Origin of the sequence: Actinomycetospora sp. CA-053990 (genome assembly GCF_050948445.1) — a bacterium.
GTDB lineage: Bacteria > Actinomycetota > Actinomycetes > Mycobacteriales > Pseudonocardiaceae > Actinomycetospora > Actinomycetospora callitridis.
Map to the genome: position 1 here is coordinate 4,103,163 of NZ_CP192043.1, position 25,754 is coordinate 4,128,916.

29 protein-coding genes are annotated in these 25,754 nt (G+C 74.9%); 11 read left to right on the forward strand and 18 right to left on the reverse strand.

What is annotated here, in order from left to right; all coding sequences use genetic code 11:
• Positions 1 to 51 precede the first annotated feature (51 nt).
• From ACQPYN_RS21120 to ACQPYN_RS21140, 5 genes are all read right to left on the reverse strand, one after another.
• Entirely contained in the window at positions 52 to 762 is a 711-nt protein-coding gene (locus ACQPYN_RS21120) for a cobalt-precorrin-6A reductase (protein ID WP_433027178.1), read from the reverse strand.
• Positions 763 to 844: 82 nt separating this feature from the next.
• Complete coding sequence (gene cobM, locus ACQPYN_RS21125) at positions 845 to 1,588, reverse strand: precorrin-4 C(11)-methyltransferase (RefSeq protein WP_433027181.1); 744 nt, start codon at positions 1,586 to 1,588, stop codon at positions 845 to 847.
• Positions 1,585 to 2,313 carry a precorrin-6Y C5,15-methyltransferase (decarboxylating) subunit CbiT gene (gene cbiT / locus ACQPYN_RS21130; protein ID WP_433027184.1) on the reverse strand — a complete coding sequence of 243 codons (729 nt, stop codon included), beginning with the start codon at positions 2,311 to 2,313 and terminating at the stop codon, positions 1,585 to 1,587. Before cbiT ends, cobM begins: the two co-directional genes overlap by 4 nt.
• Positions 2,288 to 2,788 (reverse strand): precorrin-6y C5,15-methyltransferase (decarboxylating) subunit CbiE, encoded by a 501-nt coding sequence (gene cbiE, locus ACQPYN_RS21135; protein ID WP_433027187.1) that lies wholly within the window; start codon positions 2,786 to 2,788, stop codon positions 2,288 to 2,290. The genes cbiT and cbiE overlap by 26 nt, the downstream gene beginning before the upstream one ends.
• 47 nt (positions 2,789 to 2,835) lie before the next feature.
• A complete protein-coding gene (locus ACQPYN_RS21140; protein ID WP_433027190.1) occupies positions 2,836 to 3,648 on the reverse strand; it encodes a PaaX family transcriptional regulator C-terminal domain-containing protein in 813 nt (270 codons plus the stop codon).
• Positions 3,649 to 3,684: 36 nt separating this feature from the next.
• On the opposite strand from ACQPYN_RS21140, the gene ACQPYN_RS21145 reads away from it, so the two are divergent.
• A complete protein-coding gene (locus ACQPYN_RS21145) occupies positions 3,685 to 4,350 on the forward strand; it encodes a VC0807 family protein (protein ID WP_433027193.1) in 666 nt (221 codons plus the stop codon).
• On the opposite strand, the gene ACQPYN_RS21150 is transcribed toward ACQPYN_RS21145, so the two are convergent.
• The 6 genes from ACQPYN_RS21150 to ACQPYN_RS21175 form a co-directional block, all read right to left on the reverse strand.
• Positions 4,335 to 4,526, reverse strand: coding sequence for a hypothetical protein (locus tag ACQPYN_RS21150; protein WP_433027196.1), 192 nt, complete (start codon positions 4,524 to 4,526; stop codon positions 4,335 to 4,337). The two genes, ACQPYN_RS21145 and ACQPYN_RS21150, sit on opposite strands and share 16 nt — an antisense overlap.
• A 61-nt stretch (positions 4,527 to 4,587) precedes the next feature.
• Complete coding sequence (locus tag ACQPYN_RS21155) at positions 4,588 to 5,058, reverse strand: PaaI family thioesterase (RefSeq protein ID WP_433027199.1); 471 nt, start codon at positions 5,056 to 5,058, stop codon at positions 4,588 to 4,590.
• Positions 5,059 to 5,105: 47 nt separating this feature from the next.
• Positions 5,106 to 6,014: an oxidoreductase gene (locus tag ACQPYN_RS21160; RefSeq protein WP_433027202.1), complete on the reverse strand. Its 909-nt coding sequence runs from the start codon at positions 6,012 to 6,014 to the stop codon at positions 5,106 to 5,108.
• A 54-nt stretch (positions 6,015 to 6,068) separates the two neighbouring features.
• Positions 6,069 to 6,797 carry an esterase/lipase family protein gene (locus ACQPYN_RS21165; protein ID WP_433027205.1) on the reverse strand — a complete coding sequence of 243 codons (729 nt, stop codon included), beginning with the start codon at positions 6,795 to 6,797 and terminating at the stop codon, positions 6,069 to 6,071.
• 63 nt (positions 6,798 to 6,860) lie between these two features.
• Positions 6,861 to 7,223 carry a cupin domain-containing protein gene (locus ACQPYN_RS21170; RefSeq protein WP_433027208.1) on the reverse strand — a complete coding sequence of 121 codons (363 nt, stop codon included), beginning with the start codon at positions 7,221 to 7,223 and terminating at the stop codon, positions 6,861 to 6,863.
• Positions 7,224 to 7,416: 193 nt separating this feature from the next.
• On the reverse strand, positions 7,417 to 8,715 hold the full coding sequence (locus ACQPYN_RS21175) for a DUF418 domain-containing protein (protein WP_433038975.1): 1,299 nt from the start codon (positions 8,713 to 8,715) through the stop codon (positions 7,417 to 7,419).
• Here ACQPYN_RS21175 and ACQPYN_RS21180 point away from each other — a divergent pair.
• Entirely contained in the window at positions 8,632 to 9,030 is a 399-nt protein-coding gene (locus ACQPYN_RS21180) for an ArsR/SmtB family transcription factor (protein ID WP_420791810.1), read from the forward strand. The two genes, ACQPYN_RS21175 and ACQPYN_RS21180, sit on opposite strands and share 84 nt — an antisense overlap.
• A gap of 6 nt (positions 9,031 to 9,036) precedes the next feature.
• Here the strand turns inward: ACQPYN_RS21180 and metX are convergent, their stop codons facing one another.
• Both metX and ACQPYN_RS21190 read right to left on the reverse strand, forming a co-directional pair.
• Positions 9,037 to 10,197, reverse strand: a complete 1,161-nt coding sequence (gene metX, locus ACQPYN_RS21185) for a homoserine O-acetyltransferase MetX (RefSeq protein ID WP_433027212.1) — start codon at positions 10,195 to 10,197, stop codon at positions 9,037 to 9,039.
• A 31-nt stretch (positions 10,198 to 10,228) separates the two neighbouring features.
• The gene (locus tag ACQPYN_RS21190; RefSeq protein WP_433027215.1) at positions 10,229 to 11,536 is read right to left on the reverse strand and encodes a bifunctional o-acetylhomoserine/o-acetylserine sulfhydrylase; all 1,308 of its coding nucleotides are present in this window, start codon (positions 11,534 to 11,536) and stop codon (positions 10,229 to 10,231) included.
• 250 nt (positions 11,537 to 11,786) lie between these two features.
• Between ACQPYN_RS21190 and ACQPYN_RS21195 the strand changes: the two genes are divergently transcribed.
• On the forward strand, positions 11,787 to 13,055 hold the full coding sequence (locus ACQPYN_RS21195; RefSeq protein ID WP_433027218.1) for a cytochrome P450: 1,269 nt from the start codon (positions 11,787 to 11,789) through the stop codon (positions 13,053 to 13,055).
• Positions 13,056 to 13,292: 237 nt separating this feature from the next.
• On the opposite strand, the gene ACQPYN_RS21200 is transcribed toward ACQPYN_RS21195, so the two are convergent.
• Complete coding sequence (locus ACQPYN_RS21200) at positions 13,293 to 14,093, reverse strand: hypothetical protein (protein WP_433027221.1); 801 nt, start codon at positions 14,091 to 14,093, stop codon at positions 13,293 to 13,295.
• Between the two features lie 312 nt (positions 14,094 to 14,405).
• Here ACQPYN_RS21200 and ACQPYN_RS21205 point away from each other — a divergent pair, with 312 nt between their 5' ends.
• From ACQPYN_RS21205 to ACQPYN_RS21230, 6 genes are all read left to right on the forward strand, one after another.
• On the forward strand, positions 14,406 to 15,002 hold the full coding sequence (locus tag ACQPYN_RS21205; RefSeq protein WP_433027224.1) for a TetR family transcriptional regulator: 597 nt from the start codon (positions 14,406 to 14,408) through the stop codon (positions 15,000 to 15,002).
• A gap of 79 nt (positions 15,003 to 15,081) precedes the next feature.
• On the forward strand, positions 15,082 to 16,260 hold the full coding sequence (locus ACQPYN_RS21210) for an alkane 1-monooxygenase (protein WP_433027227.1): 1,179 nt from the start codon (positions 15,082 to 15,084) through the stop codon (positions 16,258 to 16,260).
• Positions 16,261 to 16,288: 28 nt separating this feature from the next.
• On the forward strand, positions 16,289 to 17,500 hold the full coding sequence (locus ACQPYN_RS21215; protein WP_433027230.1) for an MFS transporter: 1,212 nt from the start codon (positions 16,289 to 16,291) through the stop codon (positions 17,498 to 17,500).
• A gap of 62 nt (positions 17,501 to 17,562) precedes the next feature.
• Complete coding sequence (locus ACQPYN_RS21220) at positions 17,563 to 17,991, forward strand: PPOX class F420-dependent oxidoreductase (RefSeq protein WP_433027233.1); 429 nt, start codon at positions 17,563 to 17,565, stop codon at positions 17,989 to 17,991.
• Between the two features lie 136 nt (positions 17,992 to 18,127).
• Positions 18,128 to 19,210, forward strand: coding sequence for a 2,3-diaminopropionate biosynthesis protein SbnA (sbnA, locus tag ACQPYN_RS21225; RefSeq protein WP_433027236.1), 1,083 nt, complete (start codon positions 18,128 to 18,130; stop codon positions 19,208 to 19,210).
• Positions 19,207 to 20,757, forward strand: a complete 1,551-nt coding sequence (locus ACQPYN_RS21230) for an IucA/IucC family protein (RefSeq protein WP_433027239.1) — start codon at positions 19,207 to 19,209, stop codon at positions 20,755 to 20,757. Before sbnA ends, ACQPYN_RS21230 begins: the two co-directional genes overlap by 4 nt.
• Positions 20,758 to 20,800: 43 nt before the next feature.
• On the opposite strand, the gene ACQPYN_RS21235 is transcribed toward ACQPYN_RS21230, so the two are convergent.
• Together ACQPYN_RS21235 and ACQPYN_RS21240 are read right to left on the reverse strand one after the other, a co-directional pair.
• Entirely contained in the window at positions 20,801 to 22,135 is a 1,335-nt protein-coding gene (locus tag ACQPYN_RS21235; protein WP_433027242.1) for an FAD-binding oxidoreductase, read from the reverse strand.
• Positions 22,136 to 22,169: 34 nt separating this feature from the next.
• Positions 22,170 to 22,583 (reverse strand): RidA family protein, encoded by a 414-nt coding sequence (locus tag ACQPYN_RS21240; protein ID WP_433027245.1) that lies wholly within the window; start codon positions 22,581 to 22,583, stop codon positions 22,170 to 22,172.
• A gap of 122 nt (positions 22,584 to 22,705) precedes the next feature.
• On the opposite strand from ACQPYN_RS21240, the gene ACQPYN_RS21245 reads away from it, so the two are divergent.
• Positions 22,706 to 23,824, forward strand: a complete 1,119-nt coding sequence (locus ACQPYN_RS21245; protein WP_433038977.1) for a response regulator transcription factor — start codon at positions 22,706 to 22,708, stop codon at positions 23,822 to 23,824.
• A 151-nt stretch (positions 23,825 to 23,975) separates the two neighbouring features.
• The gene (locus ACQPYN_RS21250) at positions 23,976 to 24,098 is read left to right on the forward strand and encodes a hypothetical protein (RefSeq protein WP_433027248.1); all 123 of its coding nucleotides are present in this window, start codon (positions 23,976 to 23,978) and stop codon (positions 24,096 to 24,098) included.
• Here the strand turns inward: ACQPYN_RS21250 and ACQPYN_RS21255 are convergent.
• On the reverse strand, positions 24,095 to 24,238 hold the full coding sequence (locus ACQPYN_RS21255; RefSeq protein WP_433027251.1) for a hypothetical protein: 144 nt from the start codon (positions 24,236 to 24,238) through the stop codon (positions 24,095 to 24,097). The genes ACQPYN_RS21250 and ACQPYN_RS21255 overlap by 4 nt on opposite strands.
• Positions 24,239 to 24,324: 86 nt before the next feature.
• A complete protein-coding gene (locus ACQPYN_RS21260; protein WP_433027254.1) occupies positions 24,325 to 25,743 on the reverse strand; it encodes a serine/threonine-protein kinase in 1,419 nt (472 codons plus the stop codon).
• Positions 25,744 to 25,754: the final 11 nt, after the last annotated feature.

Consider the following 25,754-nt stretch of genomic DNA (forward strand, 5'->3'; position numbering starts at 1 on the left):
ATGTCAGCGGCGTGGCGCCGCAGACGGTGAGTGTCCGTATTCTCCCGTCGATCACAGGCGCTCGAGCACCTCGTCGACGGAGCCCACCGCCGTCACGTCCTCCGGCAGGGGCGGGCGGTCGACGAGCACCACGGGCAGCGACCGCTCGCGGGCCGCGACGAGCTTGGCCTCGGTGGCGCCGCCCGAGTCCTTGGCGACGACGACCGTGATCGCGTGCCGGTCGAGCAGGGTGCGCTCGTCGTCGAGGGCGAAGGGGCCGCGGGCCAGCAGGAGCTCACTGCGCGGCGGCAGCACCGCCGGCGCCTCGATCGCGCGGACGAGGAACCAGGCGTCGACATCGACGAACTCCGCGACGCCCTGACGACCGGTCGCGAGCAGCACGCGGGCACCCGCAGGGAGGACCGCAGCCGCCGCCGTCAACGAGGGCACCCGCGTCCAGCGATCCCCCGGTCCCTCGGTCCACCCCGGCCGGCGCAGCACGATCAGCGGCGTCCCGGCGAGCGACGCCGCGGCCGCCGCGTGCTCGGTCATCGTGTCCGCGAAGGGGTGGGTGGCGTCGACGAGCACGTCGGCGTCGGCCAGCGCGTCGGCCAGCCCGGCGACCCCGCCGAAGCCGCCGGTCCGGACCTCGCCGGCCGGCAGCCGCGGGTGGCGGGTGCGGCCGGCGAGGGAGGTGGTGACGTCGAGACCCCGCGCGGCCAGCTCCGCCGCCAGCGCGCGCGCCTCCGCCGTCCCCCCGAGCACGAGGACTCGCCGCGTCATCGAGGGCCCGCGACGTTCCGGCGAAGGGCGCCCCTCGCCGCTCTAGTCGGCCGAAGGTGCCCTTCGCGCGACAACCGCCGCCTCACGGCCGCGCGCGGGTCGCCGAGTAGAGGTGCGACTCGTCGCCGCCGGAGGTCCCGACCACCGCCCCCACCACGATCACCGCGGTCCGGCGGACGTCCGCCGCGGCGACCTGCTCGGCGATGTCGGCGAGCGTGCCGCGCAGCACCACCTCGTCGTCGCGGGACGCTCGCGCGACGACAGCGACGGGCTCCGACGCCGGCCGGTGCCTCCGGAGCGCTTCCACCACCGAGGCGCACCGCTGCACGGCCAGGTGCAGCACGAGCGTCCCGCCGGCGGCGGCCCAGACGTCGAGCGACTCCCCCGGTGGCATCGGCGTGGCGTTGGCGGCGTCGCGGGTGAGCACCACGGACTGGCCGACGCCGGGCACGGTCAGCTCGGTGCGCAGCGCGGCCGCCGCGGCGGCGAAGGCCGGGACGCCCGGCACGATCTCCCACGGCACGCCGGCGGCGTCGAGACGCCGGGTCTGCTCGGCGACCGCCGAGAACACCGACGGGTCCCCGGAGCACAGGCGAGCGACGTCGTGCCCGGCCGCGTGCGCGGCGACGAGCTCGGCGGTGATCTCGTCGAGCGTCATGCGGGCGGTGTCCACCCGGTGCGCCCCCGGTGGGCACTGCCCGAGCAGCCCCTCGGGCACCAGCGAGCCGGCGTAGAGGCAGACCGGGCTGGTGGCCAGGGCGCGCAGGCCGCGCACGGTGATGAGGTCGGGCGCGCCCGGCCCGGCGCCGACGAAGCGGACGGTCACGCGGAGGGGTCCTTCCGGTGGATCAGTTGGGTCACGCCGGCCAGGGCCCGCCACGCCGAGAAGCGGCCGACGGGCTCGGCACGCTGGATGCCGATCCGCCGCAGCGCCCCGCCGTGCGCGGCGCGGAACGCGGCGAGCGCGGCCTCGCCCTCGACGGTGACGGCGTTGGCGACGAGCCGCCCGCCGGGACGCAGCGACGAGTGCGCCGCCTCCAGCATCCCCGGCGTCGACACCCCGCCGCCGACGAACACCGCGTCCGGCGTGTCCAGCCCCGCCAGCACCTCCGGCGCCCGCCCGAGGACGACCCGCAGCCCCGGCACCCCGAGCGTCACGGCGTTGGCGCGGATGCGGGCCGCGCGGTCCTCCCGCACCTCGACCGACAGAGCCCGGCACGCCGGGTGGTGGCGCATCCACTCGATGCCGACGCTGCCCGCCCCGCCGCCGACGTCCCAGAGCAGCGCGCCGGGCACCGGACGCAGCGCGGCGACGGACAGGGCCCGGACCTCGGTCTTCGTGAGCTGCCCGTCGTGGGAGTAGGCGTCGTCGGGCAGGCCCGGCGCGCGCCCGAGCAGAGGGTCCTCGGGGAGGTCCGGGCAGGTCACGGCCACGACGGCCAGCGGGTCGCCGGGCGGGTGCACCCAGCCCGCGGCGTGGCCGTCGACCCGGCTCTCCCCGGCGCGCCGAGGGACCCGAGCACCGTCATCGTCGCGGCGCCGTAGCCCCACGCCGTGAGCGACTCGGCCAGCGTCTTCGGGGCGTCGCCGTCCGGCACGAGCACGAGCAGACGCCGGCGGGGGCCAGCGCGGCGCGGAGGGCCTCCGGCGGCCGGCCGACCGTCGAGAGCACCTCGACGTCCTGCGCGGCCCAGCCCAGCCGCGCGCACGCCAGCGCGAGCGACGACGGCGCGGGGTGGACGACCGCCGACGGGTCGTGGGCGAGCACCGCGGACCCGATCCCGTAGAACGTCGGGTCGCCGCTGGCGAGGACGACGAGCGCCCGGCCGGCGTGCTCGGCGAGCAGCCCGGGCAGCGCCGGCACGAGCGGCGAGGGCCAGGTGGCGTGCGACGCGGAGAGCGGGGGCAGCAGGGCGAGCTGGCGGGGCGCGCCGAGCACGACGTCCGCGGCCCCGAGCGCCGCCCGGGCGGGTTCCCCCAGCCCCGGCCACCCCTCGGCTCCGATGCCGACCACCGTCACGGTCACCGCGACACCTCATCACGGACCGGGGCACTCCCGTGCTGGGAGCCTCGTCACCCCCCGTGCGCGGCGACCCGGGCGTCGAGGTGCGCGCGCACGGGCGGGATCCAGCGCGCGGCCAGCGCGCCGAGGTCGGCGCGCAGGGCGTCGCCGGGCCAGTCGTCCGGACGGAGCTCGGCCGGCAGGTCCGGGTCGCGCAGCAGGTCGAGGTAGACCTCGTTGGTCAGGGACGCGAGCCGGTGGACGGTCGCGGCGGTGGACGGCGGGTCGTCGGGCTCGGCGAGGGCGGCGGCCACGGCGCGGTGGTGGGCGTGCAGATCGGCGGCGAGCCCGGGCAGGTCCCAGGCGAGGGACGCCGCGGCACGCCGGTCCGGGGCGTCCAGCGTGAGGCGGGCGTGGCGGACCCCGGCGCCGGCGGGGATCTCTCCGAGCGCGGCGTCGAGGTCGGCGGCACGGTCGGCGACGGCGATGAGCACGCCCGGCTGCAGCGCCCCGTAGCCGAGCAGGCCCGCGACCCGGCGCAGGCGGTCGCGGAACGCGCGGTGGCGCTCGGGGACGTGGTGGAGCACCGCGTGGAAGCTCCCGTCCCAGGACGGCGGGGCCGGCGGCGGCGCCCGGACCTGGTCGACCTGGGCCGCGATCGGCCCGACCAGCCGGTGGAGGGTGCGCCGGCCGACCCGGCGACCGGCGAGCTGGCCGTGCGCGCGCATCCGCGCGAGCAGCTGGCGCACCGCGGCCGGCGACAGGCCGAACTCCCCCAGCATCTCGGCGAGCACGCCACCGGGCAGCTCGGTGCGTCCCGAGACGCCGAACAGGAACGCCACGAGGCCCACCGTCGGGCTCCGACGCGCTACGCTCCGGCTCACGGTCGTGAATCCTATCGTCACGTGTATGGGGGCTTCGTGGGCAAGATCCTGCCGTGGGTGCTGACGGCGCTGCTCAGCGTCGCGGCGCCGATCGTCGTGTACGACGTGGCCACCGACCGGGGCGTCGGCGAGGTGCCCGCGCTGCTCCTCGGGGCGATCGGGCCGCTGCTCGAGCTCGCGATCACCGCGGCGTGGCGACGGCGGCTCGACGAGTTCAGCACCGTCGTCCTGATCTTCCTGGCGCTCGGCGTGGTCACGTCGCTGTTCCTCGACGACCCGCGGTTGCTGCTGCTCAAGGAGTCGGCGATCACCGGACTCTTCGGGATCGTCCTGCTCGTCACCGTGCCGACGAACCGGCCGCTGATGTTCCTGTTCGGCCGGCGCTTCGCCACCGGCGGCGACCCCGCGCGCGTGGCCTGGTGGAACGGCCTGTGGGCCTACCCGGGCTTCCGGCGCACCCAGCGCGGCCTCACGCTGATGTGGGGCGCCACGCTGCTGGTCGAGGCCGTGGTCCGCGGCGTCCTCACCTACCGGCTGGACACCGCGACGATGGTCGTCGTCAACGCCGTCGTCCCGCCCGTGGTGATCGCGCTGCTGGTCGCGGCGACGGTCGTGTGGGCGCGGCGCTCGCAGCGCGCGGGCGAGGCGCGGTCCGCGGCCGCGGGTGTGCCGGTGCCCACCGCACCTCAGCCCGGGGTGTAGCGCAGGCCCGTCATCGTCAGCACGGTGCGGTCGCGGTCGTCGCGCAGCAGCGCGCGCCTGCTGCGCAGGCGGCGCCCGTCGTGCTCGACCTCGACCTCGGTGCGCACGGTGCGCCTGTCGGCGGGGACGGCGCGCAGGAACGTCGCCGTCGCCTCGTCGGGCGGCCCACCGAGCACGTCGGCGAGGGCGCGGGCGGGCAGGAGGCCAGCGCGCCGCCCTGCACCACGGCGGCGTGGTTCACGGCGTCGGGGTCGGGGGCGGCGCCCTCGCCCACCAGCGTGTGGGCGCCCGCGCGGTGGGCGACCAGTCGGGCGTCGCCGTCCGGTACTCGGCGGCCTGCTCGTCGCGGAGCACCGCGTTGCGGCCGTGCGCCCGCGCCAGCGTCCGGCCGTCGTCGTCGGTGATCACCGCGGTGCTCAGCGCCACGTCGGGGTTGCGCTCGTCGAGGCACCCGACGGCGTGCAGGGTGCCGCGCACGTCGTCCCGCGCGACGACGTGCAGCGTGAGGCGCAGCGTGGTGATCCGCTCGCCGGCCGCGAGCGTGCTGGTGACCGCGAGCCCGGAGACGAAGTCGCCGAGCAGCCAGAGCGCACCGTCGACATCCCCGTCCGGGGCGGGCATGTCGGCCTCGGCCCGTCCCGGCTCGATGGCGCGGAGCCGCGCCCGGACGGCGGCGTGGACGGGCGCGAGCGGGACGTCCTCCGCCACGCAGCGCCGCAGGACCGACAGCGGCGTCTCCTCGGCGGTGGGCGTGCTCAGGAGCGTGCCCCGGCCCGGATGTGGGGCGTGACGCCCGTCAGCTCCGACGCGAGATCCCACAGGCGCGCCTGGACCTCGCGGTCGTGCGACGCCACCGTCGAGCCGACCGGGACCGGCGGGCCGGCGATCTCCTGGAACCCGCTCGGGCCGATGAAGGTGCCGCCCGGCAGGTCGGGCATCGTCGCGGCGTAGAGCGTCGGCTGGGCGCCGGACTCCGGGCCCTGCGCGATCACCTTGTTCATCAGGCCCATCGCGGCGTCCTGCACCGACTCGGTGCGGCTCTGCAGGTTGGTCGCGCTGTAGCCGGGGTGCGCGGCCATCGACCGCAGCGGCGAGCCGGCCGCGACGAACCGGTGCTCGAGCTCGTAGGCGAACATGAGGTCGGCGAGCTTCGACTGCCCGTAGGCGAACCAGCGCTGGTAGCGGCGGCGGCGCCAGTTGAGGTCGGAGAGGTCGATGCTGCCGAGCCGGTGCGCGACGCTCGAGAGCGTCACGACGCGGTCGGTGATCACGTCGAGCAACAGCCCGGTCAGCGCGAAGTGCCCGAGGAAGTTGGTCCCGACCTGCATCTCGAACCCGTCGGCGGTGCGCCGCTCCGGGATCGCCATGAGGCCGGCGTTGTTGATGAGCACGTCGACGGGGCCGTCGAGCTCGGCGACGAAGGCGCGCACCGAGGACAGGTCGGCGAGGTCGAGCCGGCGGACCTCGGTGGTGCCGGGGGCATCCGCGCCGATCTCCGTGGCCGCCTGGGCGCCCTTCTCGGTGTCCCGGACCGCGAGCACCACGTGGGCGCCGGCGCGGACGAGCGCGCGGGCCGCCTCGAGGCCGATGCCCGAATTCGCGCCGGTGACGACGAATGTCCGTCCGGTCTGGTTTCCGATGTCTGCAGGAGTCCACGCGGCCATGTGGCTCCCGTGCCCGTCGTACGGGTGGCCGAAACGGTGGTCCCGGAACGGTGGTCACCGTCGCACGAGGACCTCGGCGAGGTGCCGGTAGACCTCGACGTTGACACCCAGCCCGACGTGGCTGCCGCGGACCTCGAGCGCCTCGGCGTCCTCGGGGCGGCACGCCGAGGGCCGCACGATCCCGTCCTGCCCGCTCCAGATGGCGACGACGGGCGGGGCGGCGGGCGCGACGAGGTCGGCGCCGAACGGGCAGGGGCAGCGCACGGTCAGGCAGAGCGGGCGGTGCGGGCGCACGACGTTCTGCGCGACCCGGGCCCCGCTCACCGCGGCCAGGGTCAGCACCGAGGCGTCGAGCTGCGAGGCCAGCGGGCTGCCGAGCGCGACCACCCGGCGGACCAGCGACGGGCTCCGAGCCGCGAGCGCGCGGGCGAGAAGCCCGCCCCGGCTGTGCCCGATGATCGTCACCGGTGTCCCGGCGCGGTCGGCGACCTCGGCGAGGCGCCGGTCGAGGCGGCGCACCGCGGCCTCCGAGCAGTCGACGTTCCAGGCGATGCCCGAGCGGTAGGAGCGGTGGCCGGTGCGCCGCAGCCAATCGTGCAGCACGGTGAGCGTGACGTCCCCGGCGAGGAACCCCGGCACGAGCAGCACCGGGGCGCCGTCGCCGTGCGGCACGTCGTGCCCGCGCCAGGTGTCGCTGACCAGCAGCCGCGCCAGCTCGAGGTGCACCCGCGCCTCGCCGAACGGACGGCCCCACCAGCGCAGCGGGGGCGGGAGCTCGGCCACGCTCCCGACCCTATGTGAGTGATGTTCGCGGCTATAGCCGTGAACATCACTCACGGGGGTGGGTCAGCCGCGGGCGTACGTCTCCGCCGTCTTGGTCTCGAACTCCAGCCCGACGACCGGGTCGTCGCCGACGACCCACGCGTCGTGCCCGGGCTCGAGCCGATAGCTCTCGCCCCCGGCCAGGTCCGCCTCGGTCCCGTCGTCGGCGACCACGTGCATGCGTCCCGAGACCAGGTAGCCCAGGTGTGCGGCCTGGCAGCTCTGCCCGCCGACCACGGGCCTGACGCACTCGGACCACCGCCAGCCGGGCTGCAACGTCAGGCGGGCGACGGAGGCGCCCGCCAGCGAGACGACCTCGAGGGTGGTCTTGTCCGGCGTACGGACCTCGTCGGGAGCGCTCATGTCCCTGTGCTCGATCGCGGGCATCGTGGTCTCCTCTGCGTTCTCCTGTTCTCCGCGGACTCCTGTTTCCGCCACGGGCCGCTCAGTGTGACCGCGTCGATGGCGTACCGAGCCGGACATCACCTGGACGGCCCATCGACGCGCACGATGTGACGTGCCGCGACCCGTTTCGCTCACGGACGGTCCAGCGGGCGACGGCGCGGGCCGTTCCCCGCCCCTACGGTCGAGCCTGCTCACGGGGGTAGGTCAGGCGACGCACCAGCAGCTCGGCCGGGCCCCGGTGCCCGGCACGGGCGGCGAGGCCCGCGACCAGGACGCCGACGAGCCACACCAGCAGCCCGGTCACCGTGGCCGTCGTCAGCGACGCCGACGACCCCAGCCCGCCCGCCACCGTCGCGAACACGGCCACGAACACCACCGACTGGGACAGGTAGAGGGTCATCGACCAGGTGCCCGCGCCCGCGATCAGGTCGCGCCCCGGCCAGGACACGCTCGCGAGCAGGCCCATGACGCCGAGCAGGCCGAGCGCACCCGCGTAGCCCCCCGCGGTGTGCGCCGCGCCGGCGAGACCCGCGAGGACCCCCGCCGGCACCCACGTCCCGACGACCGCCAGGGCCAACGGCAGCCCGAGCACCACCGAGGCCCCGAGCCCCCGACCGCCCAGAGGGCGAGCCGCCGCCGGTGGGCCGCCGGGTCGTCGAGCGTGCCGGAGCGGGCGATGACGACGCCCACGAGCACCGCGGGCGCGGTGAGCAGCGCCGAGAACAGGGTGGTCGTGAGCCACTCCCCGGGGTGCGCGACCAGGAAGGCGCCGACGGTGGGAGCCGCGATCGACGGGACGGTCGGCACCCCCTGCGGCGTGCCCTGGCCGGTGCTCAGCAGGACCCCGAACGCCGCGATCGCCCCGGCGGCCGCGAGGAGCCCGCGGGATGACCCGGCCGAGGGCCCTGTGGCGGGCCCCGTCGCCACCACCGGCGCGATCAGCAGGATGACCAGCCCGTACGCGCCGATGATGTCGCCGGGGAAGAGCAGCACGCCGTGCAGCGCGCCGACGCCGATCAGCACCACGCCGCGCCGTCGCAACACCCCCTCCGGCGCGCGGTCGGCCAGCCGCGCCAGCCCGTAGCCGACGAGGGCCGCGAACAGCGGGTAGACGCGGCCGTCGACGAGGACCATCTGGACGACCGCCACGACGCGGTCGCCGCCGACGAGCCCCGCCGGGTAGCCGCGGTAGCCGATCGGGCGGTCGACGAGGTAGAGGTGCGCGTTGGCCACCGCGATGAGGACGAGCATCAGACCCCGGGCCAGGTCGGGGGCGGTGCGCCGCGCGGCGAGTCCCGTCGGTCCCGTCACCGCGCGCGTCCCCCTCTCCGGCCTGGCTGTGTCCCGGCGCCGCCACCCGGCGGCCGGGCGAGGATGACACGATGTGTCGGTGCACCTCACCGAGCCCCCGGACGGCACCGACGAGGACGCCGCACGGGCCGAGCAGCGCCAGCGCGCGCTCGACGAGGACCACCGGATCTGCGACGCCGTCGAGGCGCTGCCCGACGGCGACCGGATGCACGCCTGGGTCACCCGGTTCGCCCTCCTCGCCGACCCGACGCGCCTGACGCTGCTGCTGTGCATCCACGCGGCCGGCGAGATCTGCGTGTCCGACCTCGCGCTGGCCGCCGGGCTGAAGGACACCACCACCTCGCAGGCACTGCGCCTGCTGCGCGCGCAGGGTCTCGTCGCCACCCAGCGCAGCGGACGCGTGGTGCGCTACCGCCTCGACGACGAGACCGTGCACGCGCTGCTCCACGAGGTGGCGGGGCAGCCCGCGCGGCTCTGAGGAGCTCTAGGCGCGGAAGAGCTCGCCCAGGATCTGCTCGAGCCGGCGCGCCTCGATGAGGAACGCGTCATGCCCGTACGGCGACTCGATCCGGTGCACCTCGCCCGCGCCGGGGATGAGCTCGGCCAGCTCCTCCTGCTGGTGCAGCGGGTAGAGACGGTCCGAGACGGAGCCCGCGACGACGGTGCGCGCCGTGATCCGGGCCAGCGCCTCGCGCAGCGATCCCCGCCCGCGGGCGACGTCGTGACCGTTCATCGCCAGCGTCAGCGCGACATAGCTGCCGGCGTCGAAGCGGTGGACGAGCTTCTCGGCGTGGTGGTCGAGATAGCTCTCGATCGCGTAGCGCCCGCCGTCCTCCGGATCCTCGCCCGGCTGGGGCCGCCGTCCGAAGCGCGTGTCGTACTCCTCGCCCGTCCGGTAGGTGTTGTGCGCGATCCGCCGGGCGACGCCGAGCCCCACGTGCGGGCCCTGCCCGCGCGGGCGGTCGTGGTAGTCGCCGCCGTGCCAGCCCGCGTCCTCGCGGATCGCCGCGATCTGGGGAGCCGCCCAGGCGATCTGGTCGGCCGACGCCGCGGCGGGCGAGCAGAGCAGCAGCAGCCGCTCCACCCGCTCGGGCGCCATCACGGCCCACTCGAGCGCCCGCATGCCGCCCATCGAGCCGCCGAGGACGGCGGCCCAGCGGTCGATCCCCACGGCGTCGGCGAAGCGCTCCTCGACCGCGACCTGGTCGCGCACCGTCGTGCGCGGGAACCGCGAGCCCCAGGGGCGCCCGTCGGGTCCCGGGCTCGCCGGTCCGGTCGTGCCCTGGCACCCGCCGAGGACGTTGGGCGCGACGACGAACCAGCGGTCGGTGTCGATCGCCCGACCCGGCCCGATGATCGCCGACCACCAGCCCGGCGTGGGGTGCCCGAGCCCGGGGTCCCCGGTGACGTGGCTGTCGCCGGTGAGCGCGTGCAGCACGAGGACGGCGTTGGTCCCGTCGAACCGACCCCACGTCTCGTAGGCGACGCGCACGTCGGGCAGGGTCTCGCCGCTCTCGAGCGTCACCGCGCCGAGGTCGACGAAGCGACGGCCGCCGACCGGGTCCCCCTCCCGCCACGCACCGGTGGCGGGAGGGAGGACCTGGACGGACGCGTCGCCGTCGACGCGCTGGAGCGAGTCGGTCACGCAGCCAGATCTCTCACTTGGCCAAGACCTGTCACTGGGCTGACTTCGCCGCGGTGAAGCCCGCCTCGAGGTCGGCCTTCAGGTCCTCGAGGTGCTCGATGCCCACGGCCAGGCGCACGAGGCCCGGCGTGACACCCGCGGACTCCTGCTCGTTCTCGGAGAGCTGGCTGTGCGTCGTCGACGCCGGGTGGGCGATGAGGCTGCGGACGTCGCCGATGTTCACCAGCTGCGAGTGCAGGGTGGTGCCGTCGACGAACGCGCGCCCGGCCTCGACCCCGCCACGCAGGTCGAACGAGACGATCGCGCCGACGCCGCGGGGCAGGTACTTCTTGCCGGCCTCGTACCACGGGCTCGAGGGCAGGCCCGCGTAGTAGACCTTCTCGACCTCGTCGCGCTGCTCGAGCCACTCGGCCAGGGCCTGCGCGTTCTGCACGTGGCGCTCGAGGCGCAGCGACAGCGTCTCGATGCCCTGGATGATCAGGAAGGCGTTGAACGGGGCGATCGCCGCGCCGGTGTCGCGCAGCAGCTGGACGCGCAGCTTGGCCGCGTACGCGCCCGGGCCGAGGGCCTCCCAGTACTTGAGGCCGTTGTAGCTCGGGTCGGGCTCGGTGAAGCCGGGGAAGCGGTCGCCGTGGGCGCCGAAGTCGAACGTGCCGCCGTCGACGACCACGCCGGCGATCGTCGTGCCGTGACCGCCGAGGTACTTGGTGGCCGAGTGGATGACGATGTCGGCGCCGTGCTCGATCGGGCGCAGCAGGAAGGGCGTCGGCACGGTGTTGTCGACGACCAGCGGGACGCCGACCTCGTGCGCCACACCCGCGACGCCCGCGACGTCGAGGACGTTCGAGCCGGGGTTCGCGATCGTCTCGGCGAAGAACAGCTTGGTGTTCGGCCGCACGGCGTTGCGCCACTGCTCGAGGTCGTCCTGGTCCTCGACGAACGAGACCTCGATGCCCATCTTGGGCAGCGTGTAGTGGAACAGGTTGTACGTGCCGCCGTAGAGGCTCGGGCTCGACACGAAGTGGTCGCCCGCGTGGGCGATGTTGAGGATCGCGGCCGTCGTGGCCGCGCTGCCGCTCGCGAACGCCAGGGCCGCGACCCCGCCCTCGAGGGCGGCGACGCGCTGCTCGAGCACGTCCTGGGTCGGGTTCATGATCCGCGTGTAGATGTTGCCCGGCTCGGCGAGGCTGAAGAGGTCCGCGCCGTGCTGCGTGTCGCGGAAGACGTAGGACGTCGTCTGGTAGATCGGCGTGGCCCGGGCGTTCGTCGCCGGGTCCGGGCTCGCGCCCGCGTGGACCTGCTGGGTCTCGAAGGACCAGCCGGTGCTCGCGTCCGTCATGGGGTACTCACTCCATCGTGGGGGATCGGGGATTCTCGGTCGTACACGTCGCCGGCGGGGTGCTGCCCCTCAGCGACACCATTCGTCGAACGCGTCGCCGCGCCTGCTCGGCCAGAAGCCTTCGAGATCAACCCGCACCACGTCGGCGATCCTCCCGCCGCAGGGCACGGGGCACAACCGACACCCCCGGGTCACGGGTGTCACGTCGCGCGCATGGCGGGCGGCACGCGGCGTTGGCATCCTGCCAACTATGACGCTCCCGACCGTCGACCTCGGTGACCGCGAGTTCTGGGCCGCGCCCTGGGCGCGCCGGTTCGAGGCGTTCGACGCCCTGCGCGCCGACCCGGGTCTGCCGTGGTTCGCCGAGCCCGAGTTCCCCGGGTTCGAGCGGGGCCCCGGCTTCCGCGCCGTCACCCGGCACGCGGACGTCGAGTACGTCAGCAAGAACCCCGACCTGTTCTGCTCGGGCCGGGGTGCGGTCTCGATCCTCGACCTGCCCGCCGAGGCCCACGAGTTCTTCGGCTCGCTGATCAGCATGGACGCCCCGCGTCACACCAAGATCCGGCGCATCGCCGCGCAGGCGTTCACGCCGCGGCGCACGGAGGCGTTGCTGGCGGACGTGTCGCGGGTGGCCCGGTCGGTGATCTCGGCGGCGCGCGAGAAGGCGCTGGCCGGCGACGGCTCGTTCGACCTGGTCACCGAGGTCTCGGCACGGATGCCCCTGCTGATCATCTGCGACATGATGGGCGTGCCGGAGTCCCGGCGCGACGAGGTGTTCGCGCACTCCAACGTGATCCTCGCGGGCGACGACCCGGAGTACGTCACCTCGGACAACCCCCTCGGCGACTACCTCACCGCCGGCGCCGGGCTCTCGGGACTGATGACCGAGCTCGCCGCCGCCCGCGAGGCCTCCCCCACCGACGACATCACCTCGGCGCTGGTGCACGGCACGGTCGACGGCGAGCGGCTGACGCACCAGGAGATCGCGTCGTTCTTCATCCTGCTCTGCGTCGCGGGCAACGAGACCACGCGCAACGCGATCACCCACGGCGTGTGGGGCATGCACCTCGACCCGTCGCAGTGGGAGGCGTGGTCCTCGGACGTCGACGGGGTCACGCCCACCGCGGTCGACGAGATCGTCCGCTGGGCGTCGCCGATCAACTGGATGCGGCGGACAGCGGTGACGGACACGGCGGTCGGCGACGTCGCCGTCGCGGCGGGCGAGAAGCTGCTGCTCGTGTACGGCGCAGCGAACCGGGACCCCGCCGTCTTCGCCGACCCGGATCGCCTGGACCTGCGCCGCTCGCCCAACCCGCACCAGGGCTTCGGCGCCCACGGCCCGCACTTCTGCCTCGGCGCGCACCTCGCCCGTCGCGAGGTCGCGGTGCTCTTCCGCGAGCTCTTCGCCGGCATGCCGGACCTGCGCGTCGTCGGCGAGCCCGACCGCCTGTGCAGCATCTTCGTGAACGGGATCAAGCACCTCCCCGTCGCGCTCGCGGGGACCGACGCGGCGCAGTGAGCGCGGGTTCCGGGCCCGGCGTTGTTCGCGCGAAGGGCACCTTCGGCTGACTAGAGAGGCGAAGGGCGCCCTCGGCCGGAACGCCCGGGGCCGAGATCTCGGTTGGTGGAGCATGCGTTCCGCTCAGCGGAGCATTCGCTCCACGGTCCCGGATCTTGCGAGCTGACGCCGCGGTGATCGCTCCGGGCGTCTTCGGTGGCGAGAGCCGCGCTGAGCGCGGGTTTCGCCACCGAGGTCTCAGGTCGCCGGCTCGGGCTTCGGGGCGGCGGCGAGCCGGACCCGACGCAGCACCCGGTGGCGCAGGGCGAAGCCCGCGAGCGTGGAGAGGATCAGCACGCCCAGCACCGCCGGCGTCCCCAGCCCGCTCGGGAGGCCGTCGAGCGCCATCGCCTGGACGTCGCTCGACGTCGTCACCGGTGAGCCCGGGGTGACGCCGGTGAGGGTCCGCAGCGGGCTGCCGGTCGGCACCATGAGCAGGCGGGGGTCGACGGTGCCGAAGCCCAGCGCGGGCACCCGGGCGGCCAGGCCGCCGGGCGCGGAGACGGCGGGGGTCAGCAGGCCGGCCCGGACGTCGGGCGCCTGGACGCCGGACGGCGGCTGGACAACGGCCTGGGCAGGTCCGCCGGTCGACGCGGGGGCGTCGCTCGCGGTCCCGGACCCGGAGCTCGCGGACGTCCCGTTGTCGGCGCCGGTCGTGCTTGTGCTCGTTCCGCCCGAGCCGCCGGCCGCGGGGGTGTTCCCGGTGACGCCGTCGACGAGGTCGCTGACCGTGTCCACGGCTCCCGGTACGACTCCGGGCGAGCTCGTTCCTCCTCCGGCGGGGCTCTCAGCCGGCGCGCTTGACGTCGGCGGCGCGACGACCGGACCGAGGATCGCGTCGACGAGCGACCCAAGCACCGTGCCACCGGGAGTCACACACTTGTCGCCCTCGACGACGCCTTCTCTCAGCAGGACGTGGCACGGCGCGCCGTCCTCCGCCGCCCCCGCCACCCCCGCCCCCAGGGCCAGGGCGCCGGTGACGAGGGCACCGACGATCACGCTCGGCAGCAGACGACCGGATCGAACGACCATGTGCGGACCCCTTCGGCCGGACGGTGGACCACCAGGTGCGTCCGGGTGATCTGCGCAGACATCGGCGTTCGGTCAGCGTTGTTACCCGCGAGTCGGACATCCTGAGGAAGTGGGGCTGTTCGGCTCAGTGAGCCTCGGCGACTGCCGCTGACGTTGCGCCGTCCGCGACGTTTGCTCGGCCCAACGTGAGTGCGTCCTGCAGGCCAACCGGCACCACCGAGCGGGTGTGAGGGGGCTGCTCCGCGCGTCCCGCCGGTTGCGGTGAGTGACACTGACCGGATGAGCGGCGAGTCGTTGCGCCTGGAGTTCCGGCGACAGGTGCGCGAACGGGTCCTCGAGACGGCCCACCAGCACACCGTCGAGCGGGGCTGGGAGCGGGTGCGCGTCGGCGAGGTCGCGGTCGACTCCGGGGTCTCGCGCCCGACGCTCTACCGGGAGTTCGGCAACAAGGACGGCCTGGGCGAGGCACTGATGACCCGCGAGGCCGAGCGGTTCTTCGCCGCGATCGCCGACGCCCTCGATCAGCACGACGACGTCGCCCGTGCCGTCGCGGCCGCCACCCGCCTGACCCTGCAGGAGGCGGCGGACAACCCCCTCCTGCGCGCGGTGCTCACGGGCAGCCGGTCCGGCGACGCCGGGCTGCTGCCGTTCCTCACCTCGCGGTCGGAGTCGATCCGCGAGTCCGCCCGCGCTCTCCTCGCGGCGTGGCTCGGACGGCGGCAGCCGGAGCTCCTGCCGTCACGGGTCGAGGAGACCGTGGACGCGCTCGTCCGTCTCGTGATCTCTCATGTGGTCGCGCCGGCCCTCGACCCCGTCGACGTCGGGGAGCGCATGGCCCATCTGGTCGCAGCCCTCTTGGTCCATCCGCGAAACTGAGACAAAAATTGGGTATTGTCTCTGAACGCGTCACCGCGCACACTTCGTCACGAGCCGTCGTGTCGAGGGAGACAGGCCCATGAGTACCGAGTTCGTGCCGGACACCGCCCCGGGGAACGATGCCCCGCAGCGCCCCTGGCGAGACCGCAAGCGCTACCTGTGGCCGCTGGCCACCCTGATGCCGGCGATGCCGTTCGTCGGCGCGGGGCTGTCCACCGCCACCGGCTGGGCCGGCTGGTGGTGGGTCGGCCCGATGATCCTCTTCGTGATCCTCCCGGCGCTGGACATGATCTTCGGTGCCACCGACGACAACCCGCCGGAGTCCGAGCGCGAGCGCCTCGAGGCCGACCGCTACTACCGCTGGGTGACCTACCTGTTCATCCCGATCCAGTACGCGAGCCTGGTGTTCTCGTGCTGGGTCTGGGCGAGCTGGGACCTGCCCTGGCACGCGGACCTCGGTCTCGCGCTGACCATGGGCGTCGTCAGCGGCGTCGCCATCAACACCGCCCACGAGCTGGGCCACAAGCGCGAGGACGTCGAGCGCTGGCTGTCGAAGATCGCGCTCGCGAGCTCCGCGTACGGGCACTTCTACGTCGAGCACAACCGCGGCCACCACGTCCGCGTCGCGACCCCGGAGGACCCGGCCAGCTCGCGGCTCGGCGAGGGCTTCTGGATGTTCCTGCCGCGCACGGTCTGGGGCAGCCTGCGCTCGTCGTGGCACCTGGAGTCGAAGCGCCGGTCCAAGGGCAGCCACACTCCCTTCGACCACGAGATCGGCGTCGCCTGGGCGATGACCGTCGTGCTGTTCGTCGCGCTGGTCGTCGCGTTCGGGCCGGTGATCCTGCCCTGGCTGATCCTGCAGGCGTTCGTGGGCTTCTCGCTGCTGGAGGTCGTCAACTACCTCGAGCACTACGGGCTCAAGCGCCAGCGCCGCGAGGACGGCCGCTACGAGCGCACCGACCCGCGGCACAGCTGGAACGCCGACCACACCGTGTCGAACCTGCTGCTCTACCAGCTGCAGCGCCACTCCGACCACCACGCGAACCCGCTGCGCCGCTACCAGACGCTGCGGCACTTCGAGGAGTCGCCGCAGCTGCCCAGCGGCTACGGCTCGATGATCGTCGTCGCGCTCTTCCCGCCGGTGTGGCGGGCGATGATGGACCGCAAGGTGCTCGCGCACTACGGCGGCGACGTCACCCTGGCCAACATCCACCCGCGCCGGCGTGAGCAGTACCTCTCCCGCTACGCGCGGACATAGAACCGACGACGCGGGTGTTCGGTCGTGGGTGACGGCACCCGCTGACAGCCTCGACCCCGTCCGCCGCGGCCGGCTCTTCGCCGCGGTGGCCGGGGTCGTCGTGCTCTTCCTGGCCGCCTCGAGCGTCCCGAGCCCGCTCTACGTCGTCTACCAGGCGCAGTGGGGCTTCTCGGCCGCGACGCTGACGGCGATCTTCGCGGTCTACGTGGTCTTCCTGCTCGCCTCGCTCCTCGTGGTCGGCGGCCTGTCCGACCACGTCGGGCGACGGCCGGTGCTGGCGGTCGCGCTGGCCGTCCAGACCGTGGCCGTGGTGCTGTTCCTGCTCGCGACGAACGTGACGATGCTGCTCGTCGCGCGCGCCGTGCAGGGGGCGGCCACCGGCGCGGCGATCACCGCGATGGCGGCGACGCTGGTGGACCTGAGCCCGCGCCGCGCCGGGCTCGCGAACGCGACGACCCCGCTGATCGGCCTGGCGCTCGGCGCGCTGGGCTGCGGGCTGCTCGTCGAGTACGCCCCGGCGCCCACCCGCCTCGTCTACGCCGTCCTGCTCCTGGGCTTCGCCGTCGTCGGCGTCGTCCTGGCGCTGCTGCCCGAGACGGCCCCGCGACGCACCGGTGCGCTCGCCTCGCTGCGTCCGCGCGTCCGCATCCCGGCGGGCCTGCGCGCCGAGGTGCTCGCGATCGTGCCGACGCTGGCGGCGAGCTGGGCCCTCGGTGGGCTCTACCTCTCGCTCGGCCCGTCGGTGGCCGCCGAGATCCTCGGGCTGCGCAGCCACCTCGTCGGCGGCGTCGTCGTCACCCTGCTCTGCGGGGTGGGTGCGGTCACCGCCGTCGCGGTCCTGCGCCGCTCCCCCGCGACGCTGCTCGCCCCGGCGGGCGGGCTGCTCGCCGTCGGCACCCTCGTCACGCTGGGCGGGCTCGTGCTCGGTGTCCCGCTCGGGGCCGCCGCGGGCACCGTCGTCGCCGGCGTCGGGTTCGGCATGGCCTCGCTGGGCTGCTTCGGCACCCTCGCCCGGATCGCCGCCCCGGAGACCCGCGGCGAGCTCATGGCCGTCGCCTACGTCGTCGCCTACCTCGCGTTCAGCCTCCCGGCGGTGGTCGCCGGCATCGCGACCGTGCACCTCGGGCTGCGGCCCGTCGCCGAGGTCTACGGCCTCGTCGTCGTGGCCCTCGGACTGACGGCGGTGGTCGCGCGCGCCCTGGTGGTGCGCCGCCGCTCCGTGGAGGCCGGGCGCGTGTGAGATCGGGGCTCATCGAGCACTCCTGCCCGAGACCGTGCACCACCCCCCGACGAGAGGACGACATGCCCAAGCCCCCGCTGCCCGACGAGGTGCAGGAACTCCTGCGCAAGCCCAACCCCAGCGTGATCGTCTCGGTCCGTCCCGACGGCCAGCCGGTCTCCGTGCCGACCTGGTACCTCTGGGAGGCCGGCCGGGTGCTGGTCAACATGGACAGGGCGCGCAAGCGCGTCGAGTACCTGCACAAGGACCCGCGGGTGTCGATCTCGATCCTGTCCGAGGACGACTGGTACACCCACGTCAGCATCCAGGGCCACATCGTCGAGTGGGCCGACGACGACGACCTGACGATCATCGACCGGTGCTCGGAGCACTACACCGGCAAGCCCTACCCGATCCGTGACCGCGGCCGTGTGGCCGCGTGGATCGAGGTGGACCGCTGGCACGGCTGGGGCGCGGTCAAGGCCTCGGACGTCCCGGACAACGCGGGCTGACCGACCCGCCTCCGGGTCACCGTCGATCACCCGATCGGCACGCCCTCCCCCGTGGTTAGGGTTGCCTGGGTTCGGGGCGGGGGTCCTCCGCGAGGATCTCCCGCCCCGGTCCGGACACGTCGCGACGGAGGTGTGAGTGACCCTCGCCCGTGGGCCCCGACCGGGCCCCGCCGGTGACCTGGCCTGGCTCGATGCGGGGCAGCTCGACCCGGGCCCCCTCGACCCGGGCCCCCTCCACCCGGGCCCCGAGGCCGTCCACGGCTCGGTGCTCGACACGGTCGGGGCGACGCCGCTCGTGGAGCTCGGGCGGTTGTTCGCCCGGCCGGGGGTGCAGGTCCTCGCCAAGCTCGAGCTGATGAACCCGGGCGGCAGCATGAAGGACCGCTCCGCCCGCTACATCGTGGCGAGCGGGCTGGCCGACGGGTCGATCCCGCCCGGCAGCCGGCTGGTCGAGTCGAGCTCGGGCAACTTCGGCGTCGCCGTCGCGATGGCGGCGCAGCTGCACGGCCTGGCGTTCACCTGCGTCGTCGACCGCAACGCCAGCGCCGCCAACGTGACGATCATGCGAGGGCTCGGCGCGGACGTCGAGGTCGTCGACGAGCCGGACGAGGCCGGCGGGTACCTGCACACGCGCCTGGCGCGGGTGCACGAGATCCTCGCGACCACCGCCGACACCGTGTGGATCAACCAGTACGCCAACGAGCGGAACTGGCTCGCGCACTACCACGGCACCGGCGCCGAGCTCGTCGACCAGCTCCTCGTCCCGCCGACCCACCTCGTCGGGGCGGTGTCGACCACGGGCAGCCTGCTGGGCTGCGCGCGCCGGCTGCGGGAGGTGTGCGACCCGCTGCAGGTCGTCGCCGCCGACGCCGTCGGCTCGGTGATCTTCGGTGGCCGGGGCGGGTACCGGGAGCTGCCGGGCGTCGGCTCCAGCCGCGTGCCCGAGCTGCACTCCCCCGACGAGATCGACCGCGTCGAGCACGTCGACGACGCCACCGCGGCCGAGGCGTGCCGCGAGCTGCTGGCCACCGAGGCGATCTTCGCGGGCGGATCGACGGGGGCCGTCGTCACCGCGGTGGCGCGCCTGCTCGACGACGTCGTGCCGCCCGCACGCATCGTCGCGATCTTCCCCGACCGCGGCGACCGGTACCTGGACCGCGTCTACGACGACGCCTGGCTCGACCGGGCGCGGGCGAGGCGGGTGGCCCTGTCGCGGTGAGCGAGCGGCTCGTGATGCGCGACCTGCTCGACGCGGCGGTCGCCGAGGGCCTCGTGTCCGCCCCGCTGGTGTCCGGGCGGGTGCGTGTGGCGCTCCCTGACGGCCGGGAGCTCAGCTGGCCGGCGCGGCCGGGCGGGGTCCTGCAGGCCACGCGGTCCGTCGACGGCCCGGTGCTGCTCGACGGCGTCCCGGTGCCCTCACCGTCCGCGGTCCTGCGGCTGCTGGCCCCCGACGCCCCGTACCTCGACGCGGTGGCGCGGGACCTCGACACGGCCGTCGGCCACGCCCTCGACCCGCCGTCCGGGGACCTCACCGAGAACCTGGGCGAGGTGCTCGCCGCGGTGCGCGGACGGCCCTTCCACCCCACGGCGCGGGCGGTGTCCGGGTGGGGTGCCGACGACCTCGCCCGCTGGGGACCGGGGCGCACCGTCGGCGTCGATGCGGTCGCGGTCCGGGTCGACCACCTGCGGTTCGGGGCCGGCGGTTTCCCGGACCTGCTCGACGCCCCCGACGGCTACCGGGTCCTCCCCGTGCACCCCTTCGACCGCGAGCACGTGCTGCCGGTCGCCTTCGCCGCCGAGATCGCCGACGGGATCGTCGTCCCGGGGGACCGCGGGGTCACCGAGGGCCGGGTGACGTCGTCGCTGCGGACGCTCGACCTCGGCGGCGGCCGGCACCTCAAGCTGCCCCTCGGGGTGACGACGCTGGGCTCGACCCGGCTGCTCGGGGCCCGCTCGCTGGACTTCGCGCAGCGCGGCGAGCGGGTGCTGCGCGACGTGCTGGCCGCGGACCCGGTCCTCGCCGCCCGCGTCGCCGTGGCCGACGAGACCGCCTGGGCCGGCTTCGCCCGTCCCGACGGCGCCAACGAGTTCGACGACCGCCCCGGGCACCTCGCCGCGGCGCTGCGCGTGCTGCCGGCACCGACCGGGTCGCATCGGGTGCCGCTCGCCGCGCTGTCCGCGCCCGCGTGGGACGGGCCGCTGGCGACGCTCGGCGACCCGGAGGCGGTGTTCGGGGCGGTCGTGGACGCCGTCGTCGAGGTCGGGATCGGGTTCCTGCGCCACGGCGTCCTGCCCGAGATGCACGGGCAGAACGTCCTGCTCGACCTGGACGCCCGCGCGACGGGCCTCGTCCTGCGCGACCACGACGCCGTGCGCGTCCACCCCGCCTGGCTCACGGTGCCCGGGCCGGGCTACCGGTTCACGCCCGGCGGCACCCAGTCGCTGGTGCTCGACACCCCGGCGGAACTGATCGGCTTCTTCGCGACCCTGGCCGTCGAGGTCGGGCTGGGCGGGGTGGTCGACGCGCTCGTCCGGCACACGGGCACGCCGGAGCCGCGGTGGTGGGCGACGATCCGGCGCGCTGTCGAGGGCGCCGTCGCGCGGACCGCCGACCCGAAGGTCCGGGGCACCCTGCAGGCGGTCCTGCTGGACGCCGACATCTGGCCCTACCGCACGGTGCTGCGCCCGCTGCTCGAGCGCGGGCCCTCACCCGGCACGAGCATGCCCGCCGGCGTCGCCCGGGTCCCGAATCCGCTGCGCACGTGAGCGAAGTTCCCGGCTATAGCCGGGAACTTCGCTCACGGGTGGGTCAGCGCAGGCCGACCGTGCGGAACATGGCGGGCGGGTCGTACTGCTCGCGGACGGCGGTCAGGCGCGCGAGGGTCTCCTCGTCCCACAGCGCCCCGAGCCGCCCGCCGGACGCGGGCCCCTGGAAGTTCGGCAGCCCGCCGACCGACCAGGGCCGCAGCGCGTCGACCACCCCGCGGGCCGCGGCCGGGGCCACCCCGGCGAGCGGCGGGACCATCGGCGCGAGCGCGTAGAGGTTGAACGCCGCGTCCTGGCCGGCGACGGCGTCGAACGCCCGCTCCGGGCCGCGGGCGATCGCCCCGCCGAGCTGGCGCAGCTCGGCCATCACCAGCGGCGTCTCGACCCCCGGCCCCGCGACGGCCAGCAGCGCGTCGACGGCCTCGGCGGGCAGCGCCGAGAGCGTCGCCGACTCGTCCCAGATCGGCATCGGGTCGGTGGGGTCGGCGTGGATCGCGTCGATCGCCGCGAACGGCATCTCGTCGACCATGTCGGCGATCGGCTCCGCGACCGCGCGCATCGGCGCGAGCAGCGCGGCGCCCTCCTCGGCCGACCCCAGGTGCGCGAAGCGCAGGTGCACCACGAACTGACCCTGCAGCGGCGGCGGCAGCGCCGGGTCCGGGGGCAGGCGCAGCAGCGCGACCGAGCTCGAGGTGTCGGCCGGCAGCGTCGTGACCCACTCCCGCCAGGCGTGCAGCAGCTCGGGGGCCGCCGCGCCGGGGAAGAAGATCCCGCCGCCGTAGAGGCGCGCCACGGGGTGCAGCGCGATCTCGATCTCGGTGACGACCCCGAAGCCGGTCTTGCCGCCGCACAGCGCGGCGAACAGCTCGGGCTCGCGGTCGGTGTCGACGTCGCGCTCGACGCCGTCGGCGGTGACGAGGCGGACGCGGCGGACCTGGTCGGCGCCCGTGCCGAACGCCCGCGACAGCGGGCCGTGCCCGCCACCGAGGCTGAAGCCGACGACGCCGACCCTCGACGACGAGCCGCAGATCGGGGCGAGGCCGTGCGGGACGGCGGCCGCGATCACCTGGTGCCACTGCGCGCCGCCGCCGACGACGGCCGTGCGCGCCTCCGGGTCGACGCGGACGGCGTCGAGGTGGCGCGTCGACACCAGCACCGAGCCGGCGAGGTCGGAGAGCAGCTGGTGGCCGGTGGCCTGGACGGTCAGGGGACGACCCTCGGCGCCCGCCCACCGGACCGCGTCGACGACGTCGCCCGGACTGCGGGCCGCCACGACCAGATCGGGGCGTGGGGTCAGGGTCGTGACGAACGGGGCGACGGCGGCGGCGAAGGCGGGGTCGCCGGGGAGCAGGGCGGCGGGGGCGGTGGAGGTGGTCACGGGGGTCCTTCCGGGGTGGGTGTGGGGAGAGGGGTCAGCGGCCGGCGGTGGCGTCGATCTCGACGGCCATGCCGGGCAGGGCGAGGCGCGTGACCTCGACGAGGGTCGCGGGCGGGGAGGCGTCGAGGGCCTCGAGCCGCTCGGTGATCGCGCCGTAGGCCGCGAGGGCGGCGTCCATGTCGGTCACGTGGACGACGAGGCGGCTGACGTCGCGCAGGTCCATGCCGCCGGCGGCGAGGAGGTCCTCGACGTTCGCCATGGCGAGCGCCATCTGCGACGTCATGTCGCCGACGTGCAGGAGCGCTCCGTCCGCGTCGATCGAGCCCTGGCCGGCGACGGTGAGTAACTGCTGCGGTGCCGGGCGGAGTTGTGCCTGGTCGTAGCGGAAGAGTGCGTTCCAGGTCGTCGGGTTGATCCTCTGCGTGGCGAGGAGCTGCGGGTTCGGCATGAGGAGAAGCGTGCGGCGTCGAGGCGCGCCCGCCCATCCCAGCCTCCTGGTGTGCTGCCCTCCCAGGAATCTGGGATACCTCGTCCGGCCCAGTCGGTACTACGCTGGGTGACGTGACCGTGATGAGCGCCGAGCGGGTGAGCGATCAGATCGACGGGCTGGCCGCGGCGGGCCTGGACTGGACGACGTTCGGCACGGCGGCGATCGAGACGCTGCGACGGGCGCTCCCGTTCTCCGCGGCGTGCCTCGCGACGCTCGACCCGGCCACCGAGCTCGTCACGGCGACGGTCAAGTGGGGCGACGTCGACGACGACCACGACCTGCAGTGGTCGTACTACGAGTACGAGGTCGACGACGTCTACGACTTCCGGGCGGTGACCCGGCGTCCCGGCGCCGTGACGGCGCTCGGCACCGAGACCGGGGGCGACCTCGCGCGCTCCCGACGGTGGGCGGAGATGTTCTCGCCCCTCTGGGACTACTCCGACGAGCTGCGCGCCGGCCTGGCCGCGGACGGTGCGACGTGGGGCGGGATCGCGCTCTTCCACCAGGGCGGGCGCACCTTCACCCTCGCCGAGCAGGAGTTCGTCAGCTCCGTGGCCGGTGGGTTCGCCCGGGGGCTGCGGGCCGGTCTCGTCGCCGGCGCGGTCGATCTCGCGACCGCCGGGGACGGCGACGGTCCGGCGGTCCTCGTGGTCGGTGCCGACGACGAGGTCGTGTCGGCGAACGCCGGCGCCGAGGCCCGGATCTCCGAGCTCGGCGGCGGGACGCTCGGGGAGGCGCCGCTGCCGCAGATCGTGTGCGCCATCGTCGGCGCCGCCCGTCGGCGCGCGCTCGACCCGACGGCGCCGCCGCCGCGGGCGCGCCTGCGGTCGCGGTCCGGGCGCTGGGTGGTCGCGCACGCCTCACCGCTGGTGGGGCGGGGTGACCGCGGCACCGACGTCGTCGTCACCCTCGAGGACGCCCGCCCGCCCGAGGTGATCCCGCTGATCGTCGCGTCCTACGGCCTCACCGACCGCGAGCGCGACGTCGTCGGCCTCGTCCTCGCGGGCGTCGACACCGCCGATGTCGCCAAGCGGCTGCACCTGTCGGCCTACACCGTCCAGGACCACCTCAAGAAGATCTTCGCGAAGGTCGGCGTCCGCAGCAGACGGGAGCTGATCGCGCGCATCTACACCGACCACTACGTCCCGCGGCTGGTCGGGGGCGGCGGGCTCGCCCCCTCGGGATGGTTCGCGGGCTGATCCCGGCGTTCCTGTCCCGGAGGACGCCCGCGCGGTAGATTCGGGGCGACCACCCGGTGCGCAGCGCCGGAAGTCGCATCCGGGAACGACGATCGGCGCGTGAACCCCCTCGGATTCGATCCACCGTGATCCGAACCGCCGGGAGCACCCGATGTCCGACAAGTCCCCCCGCCAGTCCTCCTCCAAGAAGTCCGACAAGAGCCTCAAGGAGAAGCGGGCGATCAAGAAGGCGAAGAAGTCCGACGACGACGGCGGAGCCTTCCCGACGCGCTAGTTCGCCTGCCGCTGCCCGTCGATCTTCCAGATGCCGTCGACGAAGGCCAGCCGGAACACCGTGCGCTCGTCGACCTCGCGGCCGTCGGCGTAGCGATAGGTGACGGTGGCGTCGACCTCGTCGCCGCCGGCGGGTGACACCCCGCGCACCGTGACCTGCTGGATCGTCGCCCAGAAGCTGCGGTAGTTCTCGATCCCGCCCGCGGTCGAGGACCGGAACGAGGGCGTCAGACGCTGCCAGCCCTCGTCCAGCTGGTTCGGCAGCAGGCCGTAGTAGTCGATGATCGCCTGCTGGCGGGCCTGGTCCTCCGGACCGCCGGCGAGCGCGCCGCCGGTCCCCGCCCCCGCCTCCGCCTCCGAGGTCGTCGCGCTCCCGCCGCCGGCCTCCGGCGACGCGGTGCTCCCGGAGACCGAGGCGCCCGGCCGGCTGCCCGGAGTCCCGAGCAGGGCGGCGAGCACGACGGCCACGACCACGACGAGGACGGCCGCCACCGCGACGACCCACGGCCAGCGCCGGCGGCGTCCGCCGTCCTCGGGGGCGACCTCGTCCGGGGTGGCGTCGTCGCGGTCCCGCGCGGCGACCGGTGCCGTCGTCGCCGGCCGCGTCGCGGGCGGGACGTCGGCCGGCTCGGTGGCGACGACCCTGTCCGGGACCAGCGCAGGCGTCGCACGCCCGCCGGGACCCGACGGCTGGGGAACCCCGTGGACGGGCCGGGCGGGACGGGCGGGGGCGTGGGCGGCCCGGAGCCCGGCCCTGGACCCGGACTCATCGGGGTCTCGGGACGCACGAAGAACGGCGTGACCGGCCCCTCCTCGGTGCCGGCCTCGGCGGCGACGAGACGGGCGAGGTCGCCGCGCACCCGCTGCATGCCCGGGCGGCTCGCGGGGTCGGGCTGCAGCAGGTGCTCGATCAGCGGAGTGATCGGACCCCGCGGCGACGGCGGGGCGTACTCGCCGGAGGCGACGCGGTGCAGGACGGCGAGGGGGTTGTCGCCCGTGCCGAAGGGCGGCACGCCCTCGAGCGCGGTGTAGAGCGTCGAGCCCAACGAGTAGACGTCCGAGCGGAAGTCGGCCGTCCCGCCCCGCGCGACCTCCGGGGCGAGGTAGGCAGGGGTGCCCGCCATCATCCCGGTCGAGGTGATGGTGACGTCGTCGACGGCGCGGGCGATGCCGAAGTCGGTGACCTTGGCCAGGCCGTCGTCGGCGAGCAGGACGTTGCCGGGCTTGATGTCGCGGTGCACCATCCCGGCCTCGTGGGCGGCGGCCAGGGCGTCGGCCACCTGGCGCCCGATGTGCGCGACGCGCTCGGGGTCCAGCGGCCCGTCGGCGACCAGCGCCTCGGCGAGGCTGCGCGAGGGCAGGTACTCCATGACCAGCCACGGCTGCCCGTCGTGCTCGACGACGTCGTAGACCGCGATCGCGTGCGGGTGGTGCAGGCGGGCGATCATCCGGGCTTCGCGGAACACCCGGCGATGGGCCTGGTCGCGGGCCTCCTCGTCGGCACCCGCGGGCAGCGACACCTGCTTGAGGGCGACCTCCCGCTGCAGGCGCTCGTCCTCGGCGCGCCACACGACGCCCATCGCGCCCTGCCCGACGCGCGTACGGACGCGGTAGCGCTCGGCGATCACCTCGCCCTCGTCCGCCACCCGCCACCCCT

What these genes read in the sequence shown, in the direction of transcription:
- ACQPYN_RS21240 (WP_433027245.1), bottom strand. Translation starts at nt 22,583, where the DNA reads ATGCCGAACCCGCAGCTCCTCGCCACGCAGAGGATCAACCCGACGACC.
- ACQPYN_RS21190 (WP_433027215.1), bottom strand. Translation starts at nt 11,536, where the DNA reads ATGACGGACGCGAGCACCGGCTGGTCCTTCGAGACCCAGCAGGTCCAC.
- ACQPYN_RS21195 (WP_433027218.1), top strand. Translation starts at nt 11,787, where the DNA reads ATGACGCTCCCGACCGTCGACCTCGGTGACCGCGAGTTCTGGGCCGCG.
- ACQPYN_RS21205 (WP_433027224.1), top strand. Translation starts at nt 14,406, where the DNA reads ATGAGCGGCGAGTCGTTGCGCCTGGAGTTCCGGCGACAGGTGCGCGAA.
- ACQPYN_RS21245 (WP_433038977.1), top strand. Translation starts at nt 22,706, where the DNA reads ATGAGCGCCGAGCGGGTGAGCGATCAGATCGACGGGCTGGCCGCGGCG.
- ACQPYN_RS21160 (WP_433027202.1), bottom strand. Translation starts at nt 6,014, where the DNA reads ATGGCCGCGTGGACTCCTGCAGACATCGGAAACCAGACCGGACGGACA.
- ACQPYN_RS21250 (WP_433027248.1), top strand. Translation starts at nt 23,976, where the DNA reads ATGTCCGACAAGTCCCCCCGCCAGTCCTCCTCCAAGAAGTCCGACAAG.
- ACQPYN_RS21220 (WP_433027233.1), top strand. Translation starts at nt 17,563, where the DNA reads ATGCCCAAGCCCCCGCTGCCCGACGAGGTGCAGGAACTCCTGCGCAAG.
- ACQPYN_RS21120 (WP_433027178.1), bottom strand. Translation starts at nt 762, where the DNA reads ATGACGCGGCGAGTCCTCGTGCTCGGGGGGACGGCGGAGGCGCGCGCG.
- ACQPYN_RS21170 (WP_433027208.1), bottom strand. Translation starts at nt 7,223, where the DNA reads ATGCCCGCGATCGAGCACAGGGACATGAGCGCTCCCGACGAGGTCCGT.
- ACQPYN_RS21210 (WP_433027227.1), top strand. Translation starts at nt 15,082, where the DNA reads ATGAGTACCGAGTTCGTGCCGGACACCGCCCCGGGGAACGATGCCCCG.